The 20,271-nt window shown below is 67.5% G+C and carries 22 protein-coding genes and 3 pseudogenes; 10 read left to right on the top strand and 15 right to left on the bottom strand.

Annotated elements, in window-relative coordinates; translation table 11 throughout:
* Positions 1 to 53: 53 nt before the first annotated feature.
* Positions 54 to 440 (top strand): MerR family transcriptional regulator, encoded by a 387-nt coding sequence (locus tag LRS12_RS02445; RefSeq protein WP_257845416.1) that lies wholly within the window; start codon positions 54 to 56, stop codon positions 438 to 440.
* A gap of 46 nt (positions 441 to 486) precedes the next feature.
* Positions 487 to 846, top strand: coding sequence for a DUF2200 domain-containing protein (locus tag LRS12_RS02440; RefSeq protein WP_257843154.1), 360 nt, complete (start codon positions 487 to 489; stop codon positions 844 to 846).
* Positions 847 to 849: 3 nt separating this feature from the next.
* Here the strand turns inward: LRS12_RS02440 and LRS12_RS02435 are convergent, their stop codons facing one another.
* Positions 850 to 1,716 (bottom strand): MBL fold metallo-hydrolase, encoded by an 867-nt coding sequence (locus tag LRS12_RS02435; protein WP_374580159.1) that lies wholly within the window; start codon positions 1,714 to 1,716, stop codon positions 850 to 852.
* Positions 1,717 to 1,790: 74 nt separating this feature from the next.
* Between LRS12_RS02435 and LRS12_RS02430 the strand changes: the two are divergent.
* From LRS12_RS02430 to LRS12_RS02420, 3 genes and pseudogenes are all read left to right on the top strand, one after another.
* Positions 1,791 to 2,106 (top strand): annotated as a pseudogene (locus tag LRS12_RS02430) (ArsR/SmtB family transcription factor).
* A gap of 4 nt (positions 2,107 to 2,110) precedes the next feature.
* Positions 2,111 to 2,632 carry a rhodanese family protein gene (locus LRS12_RS02425; RefSeq protein WP_257843152.1) on the top strand — a complete coding sequence of 174 codons (522 nt, stop codon included), beginning with the start codon at positions 2,111 to 2,113 and terminating at the stop codon, positions 2,630 to 2,632.
* Positions 2,633 to 2,638: 6 nt separating this feature from the next.
* A complete protein-coding gene (locus LRS12_RS02420) occupies positions 2,639 to 3,403 on the top strand; it encodes a sulfite exporter TauE/SafE family protein (protein WP_257843151.1) in 765 nt (254 codons plus the stop codon).
* 4 nt (positions 3,404 to 3,407) lie between these two features.
* Here the strand turns inward: LRS12_RS02420 and LRS12_RS02415 are convergent, their stop codons facing one another.
* The 3 genes from LRS12_RS02415 to gltX form a co-directional block, all read right to left on the bottom strand.
* On the bottom strand, positions 3,408 to 3,599 hold the full coding sequence (locus LRS12_RS02415) for a hypothetical protein (protein WP_257843150.1): 192 nt from the start codon (positions 3,597 to 3,599) through the stop codon (positions 3,408 to 3,410).
* A gap of 90 nt (positions 3,600 to 3,689) precedes the next feature.
* On the bottom strand, positions 3,690 to 4,964 hold the full coding sequence (locus LRS12_RS02410) for a citrate synthase (RefSeq protein ID WP_257843149.1): 1,275 nt from the start codon (positions 4,962 to 4,964) through the stop codon (positions 3,690 to 3,692).
* A 29-nt stretch (positions 4,965 to 4,993) separates the two neighbouring features.
* Positions 4,994 to 6,421 carry a glutamate--tRNA ligase gene (gltX, locus tag LRS12_RS02405; protein WP_257843146.1) on the bottom strand — a complete coding sequence of 476 codons (1,428 nt, stop codon included), beginning with the start codon at positions 6,419 to 6,421 and terminating at the stop codon, positions 4,994 to 4,996.
* 219 nt (positions 6,422 to 6,640) lie between these two features.
* On the opposite strand from gltX, the gene LRS12_RS19865 reads away from it, so the two are divergent.
* The 3 genes from LRS12_RS19865 (at position 6,641) to LRS12_RS19855 (ending at position 8,708) form a co-directional block, all read left to right on the top strand.
* On the top strand, positions 6,641 to 7,237 hold the full coding sequence (locus LRS12_RS19865; RefSeq protein ID WP_308222960.1) for a DUF4131 domain-containing protein: 597 nt from the start codon (positions 6,641 to 6,643) through the stop codon (positions 7,235 to 7,237).
* 147 nt (positions 7,238 to 7,384) lie between these two features.
* On the top strand, positions 7,385 to 8,473 hold the full coding sequence (locus LRS12_RS19860; RefSeq protein ID WP_308222959.1) for a ComEC/Rec2 family competence protein: 1,089 nt from the start codon (positions 7,385 to 7,387) through the stop codon (positions 8,471 to 8,473).
* A gap of 16 nt (positions 8,474 to 8,489) precedes the next feature.
* On the top strand, positions 8,490 to 8,708 hold the full coding sequence (locus LRS12_RS19855; protein ID WP_308222958.1) for a hypothetical protein: 219 nt from the start codon (positions 8,490 to 8,492) through the stop codon (positions 8,706 to 8,708).
* Between the two features lie 14 nt (positions 8,709 to 8,722).
* On the opposite strand, the gene LRS12_RS02395 is transcribed toward LRS12_RS19855, so the two are convergent.
* The 11 genes and pseudogenes from LRS12_RS02395 to LRS12_RS02345 form a co-directional block, all read right to left on the bottom strand.
* Positions 8,723 to 8,944 carry a hypothetical protein gene (locus LRS12_RS02395; protein ID WP_257843145.1) on the bottom strand — a complete coding sequence of 74 codons (222 nt, stop codon included), beginning with the start codon at positions 8,942 to 8,944 and terminating at the stop codon, positions 8,723 to 8,725.
* Positions 8,945 to 9,117: 173 nt separating this feature from the next.
* Positions 9,118 to 9,528 (bottom strand): GFA family protein, encoded by a 411-nt coding sequence (locus tag LRS12_RS02390; RefSeq protein ID WP_257843144.1) that lies wholly within the window; start codon positions 9,526 to 9,528, stop codon positions 9,118 to 9,120.
* Between the two features lie 101 nt (positions 9,529 to 9,629).
* Positions 9,630 to 10,298 carry a transcriptional repressor LexA gene (gene lexA, locus LRS12_RS02385; RefSeq protein WP_257843142.1) on the bottom strand — a complete coding sequence of 223 codons (669 nt, stop codon included), beginning with the start codon at positions 10,296 to 10,298 and terminating at the stop codon, positions 9,630 to 9,632.
* A gap of 71 nt (positions 10,299 to 10,369) precedes the next feature.
* Positions 10,370 to 11,553 (bottom strand): annotated as a pseudogene (locus LRS12_RS02380) (molybdopterin molybdotransferase MoeA).
* Positions 11,554 to 11,593: 40 nt separating this feature from the next.
* Positions 11,594 to 12,502 carry a PilZ domain-containing protein gene (locus LRS12_RS02375; RefSeq protein ID WP_257843141.1) on the bottom strand — a complete coding sequence of 303 codons (909 nt, stop codon included), beginning with the start codon at positions 12,500 to 12,502 and terminating at the stop codon, positions 11,594 to 11,596.
* Between the two features lie 110 nt (positions 12,503 to 12,612).
* Positions 12,613 to 13,089 (bottom strand): cyclic pyranopterin monophosphate synthase MoaC, encoded by a 477-nt coding sequence (moaC, locus tag LRS12_RS02370; protein WP_257843140.1) that lies wholly within the window; start codon positions 13,087 to 13,089, stop codon positions 12,613 to 12,615.
* A pseudogene (gene trpC, locus LRS12_RS02365) lies at positions 13,086 to 13,870 on the bottom strand (indole-3-glycerol phosphate synthase TrpC). Before trpC ends, moaC begins: the two are co-directional and overlap by 4 nt.
* Positions 13,867 to 14,862, bottom strand: coding sequence for an anthranilate phosphoribosyltransferase (gene trpD / locus LRS12_RS02360; RefSeq protein ID WP_257843138.1), 996 nt, complete (start codon positions 14,860 to 14,862; stop codon positions 13,867 to 13,869). The pseudogene trpC and the gene trpD overlap by 4 nt, the downstream one beginning before the upstream one ends.
* 76 nt (positions 14,863 to 14,938) lie before the next feature.
* A complete protein-coding gene (locus tag LRS12_RS02355) occupies positions 14,939 to 15,235 on the bottom strand; it encodes a PilZ domain-containing protein (RefSeq protein ID WP_257843137.1) in 297 nt (98 codons plus the stop codon).
* 201 nt (positions 15,236 to 15,436) lie between these two features.
* Positions 15,437 to 16,021: an aminodeoxychorismate/anthranilate synthase component II gene (locus LRS12_RS02350; RefSeq protein WP_257843136.1), complete on the bottom strand. Its 585-nt coding sequence runs from the start codon at positions 16,019 to 16,021 to the stop codon at positions 15,437 to 15,439.
* A gap of 21 nt (positions 16,022 to 16,042) precedes the next feature.
* The gene (locus tag LRS12_RS02345; RefSeq protein ID WP_257843135.1) at positions 16,043 to 16,978 is read right to left on the bottom strand and encodes a D-2-hydroxyacid dehydrogenase; all 936 of its coding nucleotides are present in this window, start codon (positions 16,976 to 16,978) and stop codon (positions 16,043 to 16,045) included.
* 161 nt (positions 16,979 to 17,139) lie between these two features.
* Between LRS12_RS02345 and LRS12_RS02340 the strand changes: the two genes are divergently transcribed.
* The gene (locus tag LRS12_RS02340) at positions 17,140 to 18,864 is read left to right on the top strand and encodes a DUF1800 family protein (RefSeq protein WP_257843134.1); all 1,725 of its coding nucleotides are present in this window, start codon (positions 17,140 to 17,142) and stop codon (positions 18,862 to 18,864) included.
* Positions 18,865 to 18,875: 11 nt separating this feature from the next.
* Complete coding sequence (locus LRS12_RS02335) at positions 18,876 to 20,246, top strand: DUF1501 domain-containing protein (RefSeq protein WP_257843133.1); 1,371 nt, start codon at positions 18,876 to 18,878, stop codon at positions 20,244 to 20,246.
* Positions 20,247 to 20,271 lie beyond the last annotated feature (25 nt).

Genomic DNA, 20,271 nt, shown 5'->3' with positions numbered 1-20,271 from the left:
TTGCCAACGTGCCCGTACCAGATAGGGTCCGTACCATGGTACGGAGTCAAGCCATGCAGGACATGACCATCGGGAGCCTCGCCAGGACAGCGGGGGTGGGTGTCGAGACGATCCGCTTCTACCAGCGGCGCGGGTTGCTGAATGAACCGAGCCGGGCGGGTGGCGTGCGCCGTTACGGCCCGGCGGACGCGGCGCGGCTGCGCTTCATCCGGACGGCGGCGGGCGCGGGATTCACGCTGGCGCAGATTGGGGAACTGCTCACGCTCGATGCGGGCGAGGATCGCGCGCGTGCGCAGGCGCTGGCGCGCGAACGCATCGCCGCGATCGACGCGCAGATGAACCGGCTGGCGGAAGCGCGGTCGGCGCTGGAGGGGCTGGCCGCGCGCTGTGCGGCGGGGGAGGGCAAGGGCTGCCCGATCCTGATCGCGTTCGAGCGATAGCTGCGTCGGGCCAGCCGCGCTAAACTGGAGCTCGCAAGGAGAGATCATGGCCGAGCACCGCATTTTCGGGGTCAGCGTCGCGAGCGTCTATCCGCATTATGTGACCAAGGCGGAGAAGAAGGGGCGGACGGCGGCGGAGGTCGATCAGATTATCTGCTGGCTGACCGGCTATTCGCTCGCGCAGCTGCATGCGGAGCTGGATAAGAAGACCAGTTTTCGCGACTTTTTCGCGGCGGCTCCGGCGTTGAACCCGGCGCGGGCCGCGATCACCGGGGTGATTTGCGGCATCCGCGTCGAAAATATCGAAGACCCGCTGATGCGCGAGCTGCGCTATATGGACAAGCTGATCGACGAGCTGGCCAGGGGCAAGGCGATGGACAAGATCCTGCGCGCGCCGCCCGCCTGAACCTCACCCGCCGCGCGGCTTGACCGGAATGCGCAGGTAGCGGACGCCGTTCGCTTCCGCTTCGGGCAGCTGCCCGGCGCGGACATTGACCTGGATCGAGGGGAGCAGCAGCTTCGGCACCGCCAGCGTCGCGTCGCGTGCCTCGCGCATCGCGACGAATTCGTCTTCGTCGATGCCATCATGGACATGCTTGTTGCCGCGCCGCTGGTCGCCGACGGTGGCTTCCCAGCGATAGTCCTCGCGACCCGGGGCCTTGTAGTCGTGGCACAGGAACAGCCGCGTCTCCTCAGGGAGCGCGAGCAGCTTGCGGATCGAGCGATAGAGTGTGCGGGCGTCGCCACCGGGGAAATCCGCGCGCGCCGTGCCGTAATCCGGCATGAACAACGTGTCGCCGACGAACGCCGCGTCGCCGATGCGATAGGCGATGTCGGCGGGGGTGTGGCCGGGGACGTGCAGCACCTCGACCTCCAGTTCGCCCAGCGCGAACCGCTCGCCATCGGCGAAGAGGCGGTCGAAGTCGGACCCGTCGGTCTTGAGGTCGGTGAGGTTGAACACCGGGCGGAAGATCTTCTGCACATCGCGGATATGCTCGCCGATGCCGATCCACGCGCCGGTCCGCGCCTTTATCAGCGGCGCTCCGGAGAGGTGGTCGGCATGGGCATGGGTTTCGAGCACCATCACGATCCGCCAGCCGCGTGCGTCCGCGCGTGCCAGCACCTGATCGACCGAGGTCGAGTCGACCTCGCCGCTCGCCGGGTCGAAATCATGGACCGGGTCGATCACTGCGGCGTCGCCGGTGGCGAGGTCGGCGACCAGATAGGTCACGGTGTTGGTCGGTTCGTCGAAGAACGCTTCGATCACGGGTTGCATGGCTTCCTCCATTCGATGCTTGACAATATATAAGTAATATCTAAATTAGCAAGAACTAATGTAAGGATGTGCTGATGCTGAAAGTTCCGATGGACCTGGCGACGTTTGCGGCGAAGGCCGATGGCGTGGCCGCATTGCTCAAGGCGATGGGCAATGGCCGGCGCCTGATGGTGCTGTGCAAGCTGGTCGAACATGGCGAGATGAACGTCACCGACCTGGCGCGTGAGGTTGCGCTGTCGCAGTCGGCGCTGTCGCAGCACCTCGCCAAGATGCGCGACGAGGGGCTCGTCGCCTTTCGCCGCGAGAGGGCAGACATTGTGGTACCGGATCGCCGATCCGCGGACCGAGGCGCTGCTCGCGACCCTCTACCAACTCTATTGCAAGGACTGACGAGATGACGATGGCGCAATTGACGCCCGCCGATGCGCGGCGGGCGGTGGAGGCCGGCGCGCTGCTGGTCGATATCCGCGAGGCGGACGAGCATGCGCGTGAGAATATTCCGGGCGCGGTCAACGTGCCGCTGGCACGGATCGGCGAGGTCGCAGCGCTGGGCCGGCCGTTGGTGTTCCATTGCCGGTCGGGGATGCGGACGGCGGCGAATGCGGAGGCATTGCGCGCCGCGGCGGGCGGTTCGCCCTGCCATCTGCTCGAAGGCGGGATCGACGGCTGGCGCAAGGCCGGGCTCCCGACCGCGCGCGACCGCAAGCATCCGCTGGAGATCATGCGTCAGGTGCAGATTGGCGCGGGTTCGCTGACGCTGCTCGGTGTTGCGCTCGGCTTCCTCGTCCATCCCGGCTTTTTCGGCCTGTCGGCGTTCGTCGGTGCAGGGCTGACGCTTGCGGGCGCGACCGGATGGTGCGGCATGGCGCTGTTGCTGCGGCGGATGCCGTGGAACCGCGCGCTGCAGGCGGGGTAAGCGATCATGCTCGCCGCAACCATCCTGTCGGGCGCGCTGATCGGCCTCGTTCTCGGGCTGGTCGGTGGGGGCGGGTCGATCCTCGCCGTACCGCTGCTGGTCCATGTCGTGGGCGTCGGATCGGCGCATGCCGCGATTGGGACGGCGGCGGTGGCGGTGGCGGCCAATGCACTGGCGGGACTGGTCGGCCATGCGCGTGCCGGGACGGTGAAGTGGCGCTGCGGCGGGTTGTTCGCGGTGGCGGGCGTGGTGGGCGCTGCGGCGGGCGCCGAACTGGGCAAGGCGATAGATGGACAGCGGCTGCTGTTGCTGTTCGGGCTGCTGATGATTGCCATCGGACTGACGATGCTCCGCGAGCGGCGGGGCGTGGAGATGCCCGATGTCCGCCTGACTCGCGATACCGCAGGGCATCTGGTTCCGCGCCTTGTTCCCGCGGGGCTGGCGGTCGGCCTTGCCTCGGGCTTTTTCGGGATCGGCGGCGGGTTTCTGATCGTCCCCGCGCTGATCGCCGCAACGCGGATGCCGCTGACCTATGCAGTGGGCACGTCGCTGGTCGTCGTGAGCGCGCTCGGGGCGACCACGGCGGGTTCCTATGCGCTGTCGGGCTATGTCGACTGGCGCGTCGCCGGGCTGATGCTGTTGGGCGGGGTCGCAGGGGCCGTGGCCGGCATCGCGCTCGGCAAGCGGATGGCGGCGCGCAAGGGGCTGCTGGAGAAGCTGTTCGCGATCGTGGTGATCGCGGTGGGCCTGTACCTGATCGTCGCGCGCTGAGCGGTCAGCGGCGACGCATCGCCGCGACCAGGATCACGCCGACTGCTGCCAGCAATGCGCCGCGCAACGCCCATTCTCGGTCGGCGATCATGAAGCTCTGCGGCGGCCAGTTGAGCAGGTCGAGCCCCTGCGCGACCCAGAGCAGGCCGACCAGCACGGCCACGATGCCGGCAAAGGCGAGGATGTTGCGGCGCATGCGTGTCTCCGGTTCAGATTAACGGCTCAAACGAAACGGGGACCGCCGCATTGCGACGATCCCCATATTTCCGTCAACGCAGCCTTGGCCTCAGCGCTGGCTGACCGGCACATAGTCGCGCTGGGTCGGGCCAGTGTAGAGCTGGCGCGGGCGACCGATCTTCTGGTCGGGGTCGCTGATCATTTCGTTCCACTGTGCGACCCAGCCGACGGTGCGGGCGAGCGCGAAGAGGACGGTGAACATCGTCGTCGGGAAGCCGATCGCCGAGAGGATCACGCCCGAATAGAAGTCCACATTCGGATACAGCTTCTTGTCGATGAAATACTGGTCGCTGAGCGCGATCCGCTCGAGCTCGCGCGCGGTGTCGAGCACCGGGTCGCTGATCCCGAGCTTGTCGAGCACTTCGGTCGCGGCCTTCGACAGCACCTTCGCGCGCGGGTCGAAATTCTTGTACACGCGATGGCCAAAGCCCATCAGGCGGAACGGATCGTCCTTGTTCTTCGCGCGGGCGATATATTCCGGGATGCGGTCGGGATGACCGATCTCACGCAGCATGTTGAGTGCCGCCTCGTTCGCGCCGCCATGCGCAGGACCCCACAGGCAGGCGATGCCCGCCGCGATGCACGCGAACGGATTGGCGCCCGACGAACCGGCGAGGCGGACGGTCGAGGTCGACGCATTCTGCTCGTGGTCGGCATGAAGGATGAAGATCTTGTCCATTGCCGCCTCGATCACCGGATCGACGACATATTCCTCGGCCGGGACGCCGAACGTCATGCGCAGGAAGTTGCCGGTGTAGGACAGCGAATTGTCCGGATAGAGGAACGGCTGGCCGACGCTGTACTTGTACGCCATCGCCGCGATCGTCGGCATCTTGGCGATCAGGCGGTGCGACGCCACCATCCGCTGGTGCGGATCGCTGATGTCGGTCGAATCATGGTAGAAGGCCGAGAGCGCACCGACCACGCCGCACATGATCGCCATCGGGTGCGCGTCGCGGCGGAAGCCGCGATAGAAGGTCGCGAGCTGCTCGTGCAGCATGGTGTGGCGGCTGATCGTGTAGCTGAACTTGTCGAGCTCGTCCTTGCTCGGCAGCTCATGGTTGAGCAGCAGATAGGCGACTTCCATGAAGCTCGACTGTTCGGCGAGCTGGTCGATCGGATAGCCGCGGTGAAGCAGGATGCCGGCATCGCCGTCGATATAGGTCAGCCCACTCTCGCACGACGCGGTCGAGGTGAAGCCGGGATCATAGGTGAACTTGCCCGTCTGGGCATAGAATTTGCGGATGTCGACGACCTCGGGGCCGACGCTGCCCTGTCGCACGGGGTATGCCTTGTCCCCCAGGTTGAGCGTGGAGTCGGTCATCGTCACTTCCTTTCCTTCAGCCGTCCGTTTCATTCGCCCGGGGAGGCCGTCATCTGATCCGCGATACGTCCAAGGCTTTCGTCGCGCCCCAGCAGGACGAGCACATCGAAAATCCCCGGTGAGGTGCGTTTGCCGGTGAGCGCTGCGCGCAATGGCTGTGCCACTGCGCCAAGTTTGACGCCCGCCGACTCCGCGACCTCGCGAACCGCAGTTTCGAGTGCTTCCGTATTCCAGTCCGCGACCGCGTCAAGCGCGCTGTGCAGCTGCGAAAGAAGTTCGCGTGCCGGACCTTCGAGAAGTGCAACCGCATCGGCATCGATTTCGAGCGGGCGGGTGGCGAACAGGAAGGCCGAGCCATTGGCGATCTCGATCAGGCTGGCCGCGCGTGGCTTGAGCGCGGACATGCTGCGCTGCAGAAGGTCGCGCTGTTCCGCGGTCGGTTCGAACGGCAGGAACTGCGCCGCCAGCTCCGCCAGCCGCGCATCGTCGGCGGCGCGAATATAATGGCCGTTGAGACTGTCGAGCTTTTTGAGGTCGAAGCGCGACGGGCTCTTGCCGACGCCGTCGAGGGTGAACCATTCGATCGCCTGGGCGCGATCGATGATCTCGGCATCACCATGCCCCCAGCCAAGGCGGAGGAGGTGGTTGAACAAGGCTTCGGGCAACACGCCGAGTTCGTCGCGGTAGGAATCGACGCCCAGCGCGCCGTGGCGCTTCGACAGCTTCGCCCCGTCCGCGCCATGGATCAGCGGGATATGCGCGTATGTCGGCTCGGCCCAGCCCATCGCGCGGATGATGGTCAGCTGGCGGAAGGCGTTGTTGAGGTGATCGTCGCCGCGGATCACATGGGTCACGCCCATGTCGTGATCGTCGACCACCACTGCGAGCATATAGGTCGGCGTGCCGTCCGAACGCAGCAGGACCATGTCGTCCAGCTCGGCATTCTGCACGGTCACTTCGCCCTGAACCAAATCTCGGATCGTCGTCGCGCCCTCCCGCTCGGCGCGGATGCGCACGACATAGGGCTGGTCGAGCGGGCCGTCGCTGCGGTCGCGCCACGGGCTGCGGATGCGATAGGGCTGCTTCGCCGCCTGCGCCGCTTCGCGCTGTGCCGCGATCTCCTCTTGCGTCATCCAGCAGCGATAGGCGTGGCCGCTCTCCAGCATCGCGTGCGCGACTTCGGCGTGGCGAGCAGCGCGGGCGAACTGATAGACTTCCTCACCATCCCAATCGAGGCCCAGCCAGCGCATCCCGTCGAGAATCGCGGCGATGGCCGGTTCGGTCGAGCGCGCACGGTCGGTATCCTCGATCCGCAGCAGGAATTTGCCGCCGTGGTGGCGGGCGAACAGCCAGTTGAACAACGCTGTGCGCGCGCCACCGATATGGAGGAAACCGGTCGGCGACGGCGCGAAGCGCGTGACGATGTTCGTGCCCGAGGGCTCAACTACTGCGCTCAACCGCGCGATCTCCAGCTTGCATAGGGTGGCCGGGACGGCCGGGTGCGCCCCTAGCACGCGGTTTCGCAGGCTTCAAACCGCAGTGAAACGGGGGATTTTCGCGACGGGTTGCGCGGGACGCTGCGCTCGCCCAAGCTGCATGCCCGATGGGGACCGGTGCCGCGCGCGCATGGGGGGCCGGCGCGGCTCCCACTCCCGGCATGGCCGGGGGACGTCGGCGTGCGGATCGAGCGCTGGCTGGAGGCCGAGCGCGGGCAATTGTTCCTGTGGATTCCGGTGATGCTTGGGGCCGGGATCGTCGCGTGGTTCGCGCTGCCCGATGCCGCGCGTTGGGGCGCGGTGATCCTTGGCGGGCTCGCGATTGCGGTGGCGGCGCTGGCGGTCGGGCGCAGCGGACGCGCGGCGCGGGCGATGGCCTGGGCGGGACTGCTGGTCGCGCTGGGATGCGCACTGGTGTGGTGGCGGGCGGAGCGGGTAGCGGCCCCGGTGCTGGCGCGCCCGGCGGTGGTGCAGGTAACCGGTACGGTCAAGCGGATTGAGCCGATGCCGGCGCGTCAACTGGTGCGGTTGCGCATCGCGACCGATGCCGGGAGCGGCTTGCCGGGGCTCGTGCGGGTCAATCTGGCGGTGAAGGACATGCCCGAGGGGCTGACGCCCGGCGCGCAGGTGCGGGCGCGCGCGCGGCTGATGCCGCCCGCGCCGCCCGCCGTCCCGGGTGCCTATGATTTCGAGCGGGTGGCGTGGTTCGATGGGCTGGGAGCGACGGGGCGCGGCTTTGCGCCGGTCGAGATTCCGGGCGCCGGGGCGGCCCGATAGCGGGTTGCGCGCGCGGCTGACCGCGCACGTCCAGTCGCGCGTGGAGGGGAGTGCGGGCGGGATCGCGGCGGCGCTGGTGACCGGCGACCGGGGGCGATTTCCGAAGAGGATGCCGAGGCGCTGCGCCGGTCGGGGCTGGCGCATCTGTTGTCGGTCAGCGGGCTGCATGTGACGGCGGTGGTCGGGGCGACGATGCTGCTGGTGCTGCGGCTGCTCGCGCTCAGCCCGTGGCTGGCGCTGCGCTGGCCATTGCCGGTGATCGCGGCGGGCGCTGCGGGGGTGACGGCGGTGGGCTATACGCTGCTGACCGGGGCAGAGGTGCCGACGGTGCGCTCGTGCATCGCCGCGCTCATGGTGCTGGCGGCGATGATGCTTGGACGACAGGCGATCACGCTGCGCCTCGTCGCGTTCGGCGCGCTGGTCGTGCTGCTGCTCTGGCCCGAAGCGCTGATGGGACCGAGTTTCCAGATGAGCTTCGCCGCGGTCACCGCGATCGTCGCACTGTACGAAAGCCAGCGCGTCCGCGGCTGGTTCGAGCGGCGCGAGGAAGGGTGGGGGCGGCGACTTGCGCGCGGCATCGGCTCGCTGTTGCTGACCGGCCTTGTGGTCGAGATCGCGCTGACCCCTATTGCGCTCTACCACTTCCACAAATCGGGGCTTTACGGTGCGTTGGCGAATATTGCTGCGATCCCGCTCACGACGTTCGTGGTGATGCCGTTCGAGGCGGCTGGGCTGGTCTTCGACGCCGTGGGGCTGGGCGCGCCTTTCTGGTGGGTGGCGGAACAGGGGCTGCGCCTGCTGCTGTGGATCGCTCATACAGCGGCCAATGCGCCCGGCGCGCTGGCGATGCTGCCCGCGATGCCGGGGGGAGCCTATGCTCAGATGGTCGCAGGTGGATTGTGGATCGCGCTGTGGCGGGCATGGGCGCGACTGGCGGGTCTGATTGCGGTCGCGCTGGGAGCGCTGTGGGCGCTGGCGACGCCAATGCCGGACCTGCTGATCACAGGCGACGGGCGGCATCTGGCACTACGGATGCCGGGCGGCGAACTGGCACTGCTGCGCGACCGCGCGGGGGGATTATGTCCGCGACACGCTGGCCGAGAATGGCGGCGTGGATGCCGAACTGCCCGCGCTGGCCGAACAGCGCGACGCGCGGTGCAGTGCGGACCTGTGCATGGTCACGGTGATGCGCGGCGGGCGAGAGTGGCGGATTGCCGCGACACGCAGCGGTTATAGGATTCCGTGGCGCGAGATGGTCGCGTTCTGTGCGTCGGTCGACATCATCGTCGCCGACCGCTGGCTGCCGCGCGGGTGCGTGCCGAAATGGCTGAAATTGGACCGCGCGAAGCTGTCGGAGACCGGCGGGGTGGCGATCACGTTCGACCGGACGCCGCAGGTGGTGACGGTGCGGCGCGCGGGGGCGCGGCATCCTTGGTTAGAGGCGGAGACGGTGATGCCGCCGAAGGATTGAGGGAGACGCTCAACTCAATCGCGCACAACTTCATAGCGCGAGACGCGGCCTGCAGCATCGACATCGACCACGAGCCATTCGGAGTCGAGGGAAAGCAGCGACCGTTCGTTACCGAGCCAATAAACATAGTCGCGGTCGCGGAAGTAGCCCGCGTTAGACGGAGCGCCCAACAGCGCGACCAGTTCGCTGCGGTTCAGACCGTCGAGCTTCCCGCTCCACATCAGATGCTCGATCATGTGTATGCGCGCCTGATCATCGATTCGCTCTACCTGCTTCCAACGATCTGAATCGAAGGGGCGGACTGGCAGATACCCGGTCATGAACCCATAGGTGACAGCGCCAGCCAGGAAGGTGACGAGCAGACCCGCGACACAACCCAATCTGCGGGCGCGCGTGCCATGTCGCTGTCCTACGCCCCGCCGGGAAACCGCTCGAATTCCGGCAAGCCATGCGCATCCTTCATCCAGCCGATGCGGTCGGCGGTCTGGATATGCGCGGCGGCGGGGACGGCTTCGGGGTCGTCGAGGGTCGATGCCTGAACGTCGACGAGGCCGGGAAGGTTGGTGGCATTGCGGTAGAATAGCCCGGTGCCGCAGGTCGGACAGAACCAGCGACGGCCGGTTTCGGATGAGGCATATTCGCGCGGGTTGCCCTGCGTGACCGTCAGCGCGTCCTCGGGATACATCGCCCAGCCGACCATCGGCGCACCGGCGCAGCGGCGGCAATCGGTGCAGTGGCACAGCGCCTGACCGCCGTGCAGCGGATCGCCGTCGATCTCGTAACGTACCGCGCCGCAATGGCATCCACCGGTCAGGGTCACGCTGGCTCTCCTTTGGTGTTGGACGTCGCGTGGCTCGGCGTATTCGCTCTTGCCTGACTCCCCACCCCAACCCCTCCCCTGATGGGGATGGGTCAAGACATTCAATAGCGCCGCAGCAGTCCGGCCAACTTGCCCTGCACGCGCACCTGATCGGGGCGGTAGCGCTGGGGGTCGTAGCTGCGGTTGGCCGGGTCGAGGCGGACCATGCTGCCCTCGTTCCGGAAATATTTCAGCGTTGCTTCCATCTCGTCGATCAGTGCGACCACGATCTCGCCATCGCGCGCGGTTTCCTGACGCCGAATCAGCGCATAGTCGCCGTCGAAAATCCCGGCCTCGACCATCGAGTCCCCTGCGACCTCCAGCGCATAATGATCGCCCGACCCGAGCAGGGCGGCGGGGACGGGGAGCATCGTGGACCCTTCCAGCGCCTCGATCGGCACGCCCGCCGCGATGCGGCCGTGCAGCGGGATTTCGATCACGTCGTTCGCCGGCTGCGGCGCGGGGCGCGGCATCGCGACGACCGTCGACTTCGGCGCGACCTTCTTCGTCTCGCCGCGCTCGGGCATCTTGACCACTTCGAGCGCGCGGGCGCGATTGGGCAGGCGGCGCAGGAAGCCGCGCTCCTCCAATGCCGAGATCAGGCGGTGCACGCCCGATTTGGACTTGAGGTCGAGCGCGTCCTTCATCTCCTCGAACGAGGGCGAAACCCCGGTCTCGGCCAGACGGTCGGCGATGAAGCAGATCAGCTCATGCTGCTTCTTCGTAAGCATTGGACGTCCCCTATCAAGAACAGACGTGGAACGTTTACGCCTTGTTCCACGCGGCGTCAAGCGGGTGCGACTCAGCCGATGTCGAGGATTTCCACCGAGTCGCCCGCTGCCGCTGCCGGAACATGTGGGGCACGCACGATCAGGCAGTCGGACGTGGCCAAAATGCGCAGCATCGAGCTGTCCTGGCGGTCGGCGGGATGAACGCGGCCGTCGCGATGGACGGCGCGGATATAGTCCTCACGCGGGCCGTTCGGGGGAGTGGGCCGCCGAGGATCGCGCTGCGGCGGCGGGGCAGCGGATCGGCTGCGCCCGAAAGATGGGCGACCATGGGCAGCACGAACAACAGGGCGGTGACATGCGCCGATACGGGGTTGCCGGGCAGGCCGAGCACGGCAGCGTCGCGCATCCGACCGGCCATCACCGGCTTGCCGGGGCGCATCGCGACCTTCCAGAAGTCGATCGCCGCGCCCGCGGCCTGGAGCGCAGGGTGGACCAAATCATGGTCGCCGACCGACGCGCCGCCGGTGGTGACCAGCAGATCGGCGTCGACCGCGGCGAAGGCGTGGGTCAGGGCGTCGATACTGTCGGGCAGGATGCCGAGGTCGATCAGCTCGATCGGGAGCGTTGCCAGCATCGCGGCGAGCATTGCGCCGTTGCTTTCGGGCAGCTGGCCGGTCGCGAGCGGCTGGCCCGGCGCGCGCAGCTCGTCCCCCGTCGCGGCGATGGCGACGCGGATGCGGCGACGGACGGGCAGGTTGGCGTGGCCCGCGATGGCGGCGAGCGCGATGCGCGCCGGGGTCAGACGTGCACCCGCTTCGACCAGCCTGTCGCCGGTCGCGAAATCGAGCCCGGCGACGCGGACATGTGCGCCGACGCGCGGCGGCCCTTCACCGTCCAGCGCCAGCGCATCGCCCTCGCGCCGCGCTTCCTCCTGTATCATGATCGTGTCCGCGCCCTGCGGCACCGCCGCGCCGGTGAAGATGCGGACCGACTCACCCGGCGCGACGGTCCCCGCAAAGGGTCGACCCGCCGCACTCTCGCCGATCACCCGCCACGGGCCGGGCAGGTCGGCGAAGCGGATCGCATAGCCATCCATCGCCGACAGCGGCAGTTCGGGCTGCGTGCGCAACGCGGTGACCGGCTCGGCCGCCCAGCGCCCGGCGGCGTCGCGCAACGGCACGCGTTCGGCCGCGACCGGCTGGGCGAGTGCGAACATGCGCTGTTGCGCCTCGGTTACGGAAATCATCCCCGACATCGCTCCCCGATTAGCCGGGAGGCGTGACCGGGTCGAGCGCTCAGCGCGGGCGCGCCGCCTCGCTCAGCCGCGCCATTTCATGCGGGCGCAGCGGCAGGCGGAATTCGGCGACATGCCGTGCGCCATGGCATTCGATCACCCGGATCGGCCAGCCGCCGATCTGCGGCAGCGACAGCCACAGCCCGCACAGCGGCGCAAATTCGGTATCGCTCTCGAACTCGACCAGCGCATTGCTCAGCGAGGTGATCTGGGCGTTCCACCAGCTGCTGCCCGAGCGGACATGCGTAGCGGCGTCGAGCTTGATCGCGTTCTTGACGGCGCCAAGCGGGGATGTCGTCCCAGCCATCGGCTCTTGCACCACCGCCGGACGCCGGTTGGCGACCTGACGCAGCCACGGCATCAGGATCTGCCAGCCAATTTCATCGGCAAAGGCGATCCCCGCCTGGCCGCGTTCGGTCCAGCGGATTTCGCCCGCGATCGGGCGCAGCCCGTCTAGCGTGATCTCCACCGCCTCACCCACGCGCAGCGGTGCGCGGGTTTCGATGCCGAGGCCAGCGGGCGACAGGTTGCGGGTCCAGGCGAAATCGACCTGATCGCCATGCCGCAGGCACAACCGCTGGCGCAGCTCGATGCGCGGCATCTGACGGCGTTCGGCTGGCAAGGCGGCGAGGCAGCGGGCGAGCGCCGCGACCACGTCCATCGGTTCGTCGAAACAGAAGGTGAAGGCCGAGGGGTCGTCGCCCAGCACCGATCCTTCGGCGCTGACGCCAAAGGGCAGTTCGATCCGGCCGCGATCGCCATTGGTGACCGGACCGGTAACGGTGAGCGTCGCCCCGGCAGAGGTGATGCGGTGGACAAAGCAGTCGCGCGTGCCGTCGCTGCCGACCAGCCGACCGTGCGTCGCATTCTCCGCGCTTCCCGGCTGTGCGGGATCAAGCCCGCCCGACAATGAAAATATGGCTGACCGCCCCGTACCTGACATAACGCCCCACAACTGAACCGAAAAATGATGCGCCGGGGGGCATCAAGATTCGCTGAGCGAGCGCGGTAAGGGGCGAGTTAACCCTGATCGGCGCGCCAGTCTCCGGACTTGCCGCCGCGCTTCTCGATCAGCCGGATCGCACCGATCTCCATCGTGCGGTCGAGTGCCTTGGCCATGTCGTACACGGTAAGCAGCGCGACGGTGACCGCGGTCAGCGCCTCCATCTCTACCCCGGTGCGCCCGGTCAGGCCGACCGTGGCGGTGGCGGTGACGCCGCTATCGTCGGGCGTCAGGTCGAGGGTGACCTTGCTCAGCGCCAGCGGATGACACAGCGGGATCAGGTCGCTGGTCTTTTTCGCCGCCATGATCCCCGCGATCCGCGCGACGGCGAGGACGTCGCCCTTCTTGACCAGCCCGTCGCGGATCGCGGTCGCGGCTTCGCCCGACATGGTAATGCGGCCGGTGGCGGTGGCGACGCGTTGCGTCTCCGCCTTGCCGCCGACATCGACCATGCGCGCCGCGCCGGTTTCGTCGAGATGGGTGAGGTTGCTCACCCGATCATCGCCCGCGTCGCTGCCTTGACGTCGTCCTGCCGCATCAGCGACTCGCCGATCAGGAAGCAGCGGACGCCGTGTTCGGCCATTCCATCCAGATCGGCGCGCGACGTCAGCCCGCTCTCCGCGACGAAGGTGCAGCCTTCCGGTGCGCGTCCGACCAGTTCATAGGTGCGGTCGAACGAGACGCTGAAATCCTTGAGGTTGCGGTTGTTGACCCCGATCAGCCGCGACCTGAGCGCCAGCGCACGGTCGAGTTCGGCTTCGTCATGCACTTCGACCAGCACATCCATGCCGAGGCCGACCGCCGCATCCTCGATCTCCGCCATCTGCGTGTCTTCCAGCGCGGCAACGATGATCAGGATCGCGTCGGCGCCGATGCTGCGTGCCTCCAGCACCTGCCACGGATCGACCATGAAATCCTTGCGGATCACCGGCAGATTGCACGCGGCGCGCGCGGCGATCAGATAATCCTCATGCCCCTGAAAGAACGGCGCGTCGGTCAGCACCGACAGGCACGCCGCGCCGCCGGCGGCATAGGCGCGGGCGTGGGCAGGTGGATCGAAATCGGCGCGGATCAGGCCCTTGGAGGGGAGGCCTTCTTGATCTCGGCGATCAGGCCGTATCCGCTCGCAGCCCTGGCATCGAGCGCAGCGCGAAAGCCGCGCGGCGGGGTCTGCGCCAGCGCCAGTGCCTGCAGCTCGGCGAGCGACCGCGCGGCCTTGCGCTCCGCCACTTCGCTGCGCTTCACCGCGATGATCTCGTCCAGCATCGTGCTCATGCGGCGGCGATCCAGCAGTCGAGCAGCGCCTTGGCAAGCCCCTTATCGATGGTTTCGGCGGCTTCCTCCGCACCTTCGCGCAGATCGGCGGCCTCTCCGGCGACCACCAAAGCCGCCGCCGCATTGAGCAGCACCGCATCGCGATACGCCCCGCGCTCGCCATCGAGCAGGCGGCGGAGTGCAGCGGCGTTCTCCTGCGCATCGCCGCCGCGCAACGCAGAAAGCGGGTGGGAGACCAAGCCTGCATCCTCGGGCGTCACCCGTGCGGGCAGGCTGACATCGCCGATGCTGACGATCAGCGATCCGCCCTCGGGCGACAATTCGTCGAGCCCTTCCTCACCCGAGACGACCGCCGCGCCCTTGACGCCCAATTGCGCCAGCGCCTCGGCATAGATCGGCGCATAATCCGGGCGGGCGATGCCGATCAGCTGGCGCTGCACCCCCGCCGGATTGGCGAGCGGTCCCATCAGGTTGAAGATCGTCCGCCGCCCGATGCGCTTGCGGATCGGGGCGACGCGCGCCATCGCCGGATGGTGCTTCGCCGCGAAGAGGAAGGCGATGCCGAGATCGTTGAGGTGCGCCTCGGCATTGAGCGCCGCACGATCGAGGTCGAGGCCGAGTGCCTCCAGCGTGTCCGCCGCGCCCGATTTGGAGCTGGCGGCGCGGTTGCCATGTTTGGCGACCGGCACGCCTGCTGCGGCAACCACGATCGCCACTGCGGTCGATACGTTGAGCGTGTGGTGCCCGTCGCCGCCGGTCCCGCACACGTCGATTGCATTGGCGGGGGCGCTGACCGGGATCACCCGCTGGCGCATCGCACGTGCCGCCTCGGCGATCTCGACGCTGGTCTCGCCGCGGTCGGACAATGCGATCAGGAAGGCTTCGATATCCTCCTCGGCGGCCTTGCCGTCGAGGATGTCGGCGAACGCCTGCGCCGCGCTTTCGCGCGCGAGCGGACTGGCGGGGTCGGGGAGAAGGCTGAAGTTCGTCACGCCGCCTCTATTCCGGTGCGCGGACGCCAAGTCGAGCAATTCCTGTTATCGACGGGACAAGCCCGGGCGCAGGCAGTCAGCGGCGATAGGGGCTGTCGCGATCCTGCACCCAACCGGCGCTGATGCCGCGGTCGAGCGTGGTGGCGGGGCGTGGCTTGGGTGGCGCGATGATTGCCTTGGACCGCGCCGCATCGGGATCGATCGTCTCGGAAAAGCGCAGTCCGGCCATGTCGTCCCGGACCCAGATCACCGTCGCGCCGACTGCCTTGAGCACGCCGACCGACACCAGCACCGTCGCGCCGGCCTTCAGCGCACCCGCACGATCGACCTTCGCGCCCGAAGCCGACAAATCCTTGATGCGATGCTTGGTCAACACGCCCCCCACCGAACCCGCAAATCTCCGCCCCCAGCAGCACCTGCTGGCGCGGCATACGGGGGTGAGAGAGTCGCGGATGGCGGGTTCGCCCATGATTTCCCTTTGCGTTCCGCCCGCAACGGGCAGAGCCGGAGATTGGATAGGTCCGTTGCTGCTAACCCAAATGGGTTAAGCCGGCGTTGACCGCGACCACCGAAATTACGCCAGCGTTCTCGCCTCGATCCCAGCAATGGCCATGAAGTTCGCCAGCATCGCATGGCCATGCTCGGTCGCGATGCTCTCGGGATGGAACTGGACCGAATGGATCGGCAGGTCGCGGTGGCGGAAGGCCATGACGCTGCCGTCCGACGCGGTCGCGTTGATCACCAGTGTATCTGGAATGTCGGTGACGATCAGCGAGTGGTAGCGGGTGGCGGTGAACGGGCTGGGCAGCCCGGCGAACAGCCCGGTGCCGTCATGGCTGACCGGCGACGTCTTGCCGTGCATCAGCCCGCCGCGCACCACCTTGCCCCCGAAATGCTGGCCGATCGCCTGGTGGCCGAGGCACACGCCGAGCAACGGCTTGCCCGCATCGGCACAGGCGGCGACGAGGTCGAGGCTGATCCCGGCCTCGTTGGGCGTGCACGGGCCGGGCGAGAGCAGAAACGCCTGTGCGTTGCTGGCAATCGCCTCCTGCGCGGTCAGCGCGTCGTTGCGCACCACCTTCACCTCTGCGCCCAGCTCCATCAGGTAGTGGACCAGGTTCCAGGTGAAGCTGTCGTAATTGTCGATGACTAGGATCATGGGAGTGGGGGCTTAGCGGGGTCAGTACCCCGCGTCGAGATCGACGATATTCGTCATCGGCGTCCCCGCCATGAATGCGCGCGCATTTTCCAGGAACAAGGTCGCCGCGCGCATGAACATCTTCGTCTGAGACCGGCCCGACAAATGCATCGAATGGATGGCATTGGGCGCGGTCCAGAGCGGGTGATCCTCAGGCAGTGGTTCGGGCGTCACCACGTCGAGGAACGCGCCCCCGATGCGCCGCGCGTGGAGCGCCGCGATCAGCGCATCCTGATCGACCATGTCGCCGCGCGCGATGTTGATCAGCCACGCGCCGGGCTTCATCGCCGCGAGTGCGTCCGCGCCGAACATTGCCCCGGTTTTGGCGGTCGAGGGGGCGGCGAGGACGATCCAGTCATAGTCGCCGATCCGATCGCGCCACTGGTCGGGGGTCAGGGTGCCGTCGCGGCCGGACCGTGTGACGCCCGTGACATCGACCCCGAACGCCGCCAGCCGCTCGCCGATCATCCGCCCGATCGTGCCGTATCCGATCACCAGCGCGCGGGTCTCGAGCAGCTCGATCTTGCCCGGCGCGTCGGTCGGCCACTCCCGCCGGTCGGCGGTACGCACTACCTGATCGAAGCGCTTGGCGGCGGCGAGGATGCCGAGCAGCGCATATTCGGCAACCGCGATCGCGTTGATCCCGACGCCATTGGTGAGGATCGTGCCGCGCGCCTTGAGCAGACCGGTGTCGAATGCGTCGATTCCGGCATAGATGGTCGACAGCCATTTGAGCCGCGCCCCCGCCGCCGCGATCTCTCCGGTCCAGCCTGGCCGGTTCATGTCGACCCAGCCGATATCGGCGTCGCCGATCATCGCCAGCGCCTCTTCGCGGCTGGTGAACCAGTGCGCGTCGATCCCGCCGGGCAGGCCGGGTTCGATCAGCGGGCGGGCGAGTGCGGGAAGGACGGCTTTCATGCGTGCAGGATGCCGGGATCAGCCCGTCCGGGCAATCGTCGCGGACAAAACTGGTTTGCGACAAATTGATACTCTTTTTGGCTGGCGCGGTGCGACGGAAAGGAGAATCATCTGCCCGGGCTCTGCGGGACGGGAGGTTCCGAGCGCCCGGGGTGGGACATATGGACAAGCTCGACTCGCCGCCGATCGCGGCGGATGAAGCCCCCGCGCTGCCGCCAACGGCCGCGGGCGAGGCCGCGCGTGCGACCGGGCGCGCTGGCGGAAGCATTGCCGCGGTTTCGGTGAGTAGCCTCGCGCTTGCACTGGCGGCGTGCGACTCGGGCGGCGGCGGCGGCGGCGGCGTCGTCTCGACCCCCGGACCGACCCCCACGCCCAGCCCCGCGCCGCCCCCGATCACGGCGGCGCAGGCAAGCCGGTTCCTGGCGCAGGCGACGATGGGCGCGACTGCCGCCGACATTGCCGATGTTCAGGCGCGCGGTTTCGATGGCTGGATCACCGCCGAGTTCGCCAAGACGCGCCCGACCAGCCTGTGGGACTGGCTCGTCGCCCGCAGCTATAATGTCAGCGCCAACATCAACAACGAAGCCGGGTTCGACAATGCGATGTGGAGCCAGCTCGTCGGGGCCGGCGATCAGTTGCGGCAGCGGGTCGGCATGGCGCTGCTCGAAATCCTCGTCGTCGGTATTGGCGGGGTAAACCTCAACTGGCGGCAATTCGCGATGGCCGCCTATGTCGACGTGCTGATGGACAATGCGTTCGGCAATTTCCGGACGCTGATCGAGCGGGTGACCTATAATGCCGCGATGGGGTCGTTCCTGACCTTCCTGGGCAACCGCAAGGCGGACGCCCGTACCGGATCGGTCCCGGACGAAAATTACGCGCGTGAGCTGATGCAGCTCTTCACCATCGGTCTCCACCGGCTGAACATGGACGGCAGCCTCGTCACGTCGGGCGGACAACCGGTTGAAACCTATACCCCCGACGACGTCTCGGGGCTCGCGCGCGTGTTCACGGGCCTGGTCGTCGACGGCTCCGACAGCACGACTCCGGACCGGTACCGACGTGCGATGATCTTCAACGCCGGCCAGCATGAGACTGGCGCCTCGACCTTCCTCGGCACGACCGTCGCGGCGGGGTTGTCGGGAAGCGACGCGGTCCGGCAGGCGCTCGACACGATCTTCGCGCACCCGAATGTCCCCCCCTTTGTGTCGAGGCAGCTGATCCAGCGGCTGGTCACCAGCAACCCGTCGCCCGCCTATATCGGGCGGGTCTCGGCGGTGTTCGCGAACAACGGATCCGGCGTGCGCGGCGACATGCAGGCGGTGATCCGCGCGATCCTGCTCGACAGCGAGGCGCGGACCGAGCCGAGCGCGGCCAGCGCGGGCAAGCTGCGCGAACCGGTCATGCGCCTGACGGCCTGGGCGCGCGCCTTTGGGGCGACATCGAATTCGGGCAACTGGACGACGGGCAATACAAGCGATGCGACCGCGCGGCTGGCCCAGTCGATGGGGCGCAGCGCATCGGTCTTCAACTTCTTTCGCCCGGGCTATACCCCGCCCAACACGCCGATCGCCACCGCCGGACTGGTCGCGCCGGAATTGCAGATCACCAACGAAATCAGCGTCGTCGGTTACGTCAACTACATGCAGGCGGTGGTGAACAACACGACCGACCTGCGCACCGACTACGGGTCGATCAGCGGTATTGCGGGGGACAGCGCCGCGCTGGTCGACCGGATCAACCTGTGGCTCGCGGCGGGGCAGCTTTCCAGCGCCACGGTGACCGCGATCCGGACTGCGGTGGACAGCTCGACCAACCCCAATAACCGCATCGCGATCGCCATCCTGCTGACGATGGCCTCGCCTGAATATCTGACGTTGAAGTGAGGGGCGGGGACATGGACCAGAACCAATCGCGCCGCGCATTTCTGAAGCGCACCGCAGCACTCGGTGTCGCCGGATCGGCCGCACCCTTCGTCACTCAGCTCGCCGCAATCGGCGAAGCATCGGCAGCGGTCGCCAGCGATTACAAGGCGCTGGTGTGCATCTTCCTCTATGGCGGCAATGATTATGCCAACACGCTCCCGCCCTATGACAGCGCGACCCATGCCGCCTATCTGGCGCAGCGCCCGACGCTGGGCCACTCCCTCGACAGCCTGACCGCGACCCTGCTCAACCCGGCAAATCCGATGGGCGGGCGACAATATGCGCTCGCGCCGACCATGGCGTCGCTGCTGCCGCTGTTCAACGCGGGCAAGCTCGCGCCGGTGCTCAATGTCGGCACGTTGGTGCGCCCGACGACCAAGGCCGAATATAACGCACGGTCGGTCGCACTCCCGCCCAAGCTGTTCAGTCACAACGACCAGCAAAGCTATTGGCAGGCGTCGAGCGCGGAGGGCGCATCGTCGGGCTGGGGCGGGCGGATCGGCGACCTGCTGCAAAGCGGCAACGGCACCAGCGCGCTCACCTGTATCAGCGCATCGGGCAATGCGACCTATCTGTCGGGGCGGAGCGCGATTCAGTACGTCACCGGCACCAACGGGCCGACCGCGCTGATCAACGGCGCTTCGACGTTGTTCGGATCGGCGAGTGCGGCGACCGCGCTACGATCGATCATGGGCGGGACACAGACCAATCTGATCGCAAACGAACACGCGACGGTGTCGAAGCGCGCGCTCGACCTCTATACGCAGGTCAGCGGTGCGTTGGGCGGGGCACCGGCCGCGAACTTCCCGCTATTCCCCACCGGCAACCCACTCGCTGACCAGCTGCGCATCGTCGCGCGGCTGATCTCGGTGTCGCAGGAGCTTGGGGCGAGGCGACAGGTATTCTTCGTGTCGAGCGGCGGCTGGGACATGCACGACTTCCTGGTCCGCGATCACCCGACCCTGGTCGGCCGTGTCGCCGACGCGATGCGCGCCTTATACGACACCACCGTCGCGCTGGGCGTCGCGGACAAGGTGACCAGCTTCACCGCATCCGACTTTGGCCGCACCCTCGTCCAGAATGATGACGGCTCCGACCATGGCTGGGGCAGCATGCATTTCGTGCTGGGTGGCGCGGTGCAGGGCGGTCGCATCTATGGCACCCCGCCCGATTTCGGGCACAACACGCCAAGCGATGTCGGACAGGGGCGGCTGTTGCCGACCACCTCGGTCGATCAATATGCCGCGACGCTGGCGAGCTGGTTCGGGGTGTCGGCGGGGAACATGTCGACGGTGCTGCCGAATATCGGGAATTATTCGACGACGAATTTGGGGTTTGTCTAAACTCGTTCGCCGCCCCCGCTTTCGC

Origin of the sequence: Sphingomonas sp. J344, from assembly GCF_024700005.1 — a bacterium.
GTDB lineage: Bacteria > Pseudomonadota > Alphaproteobacteria > Sphingomonadales > Sphingomonadaceae > Sphingomonas.
Note: the sequence above shows the minus strand (reverse complement) of the source record. Positions and strands in the feature narration are given on the sequence as shown.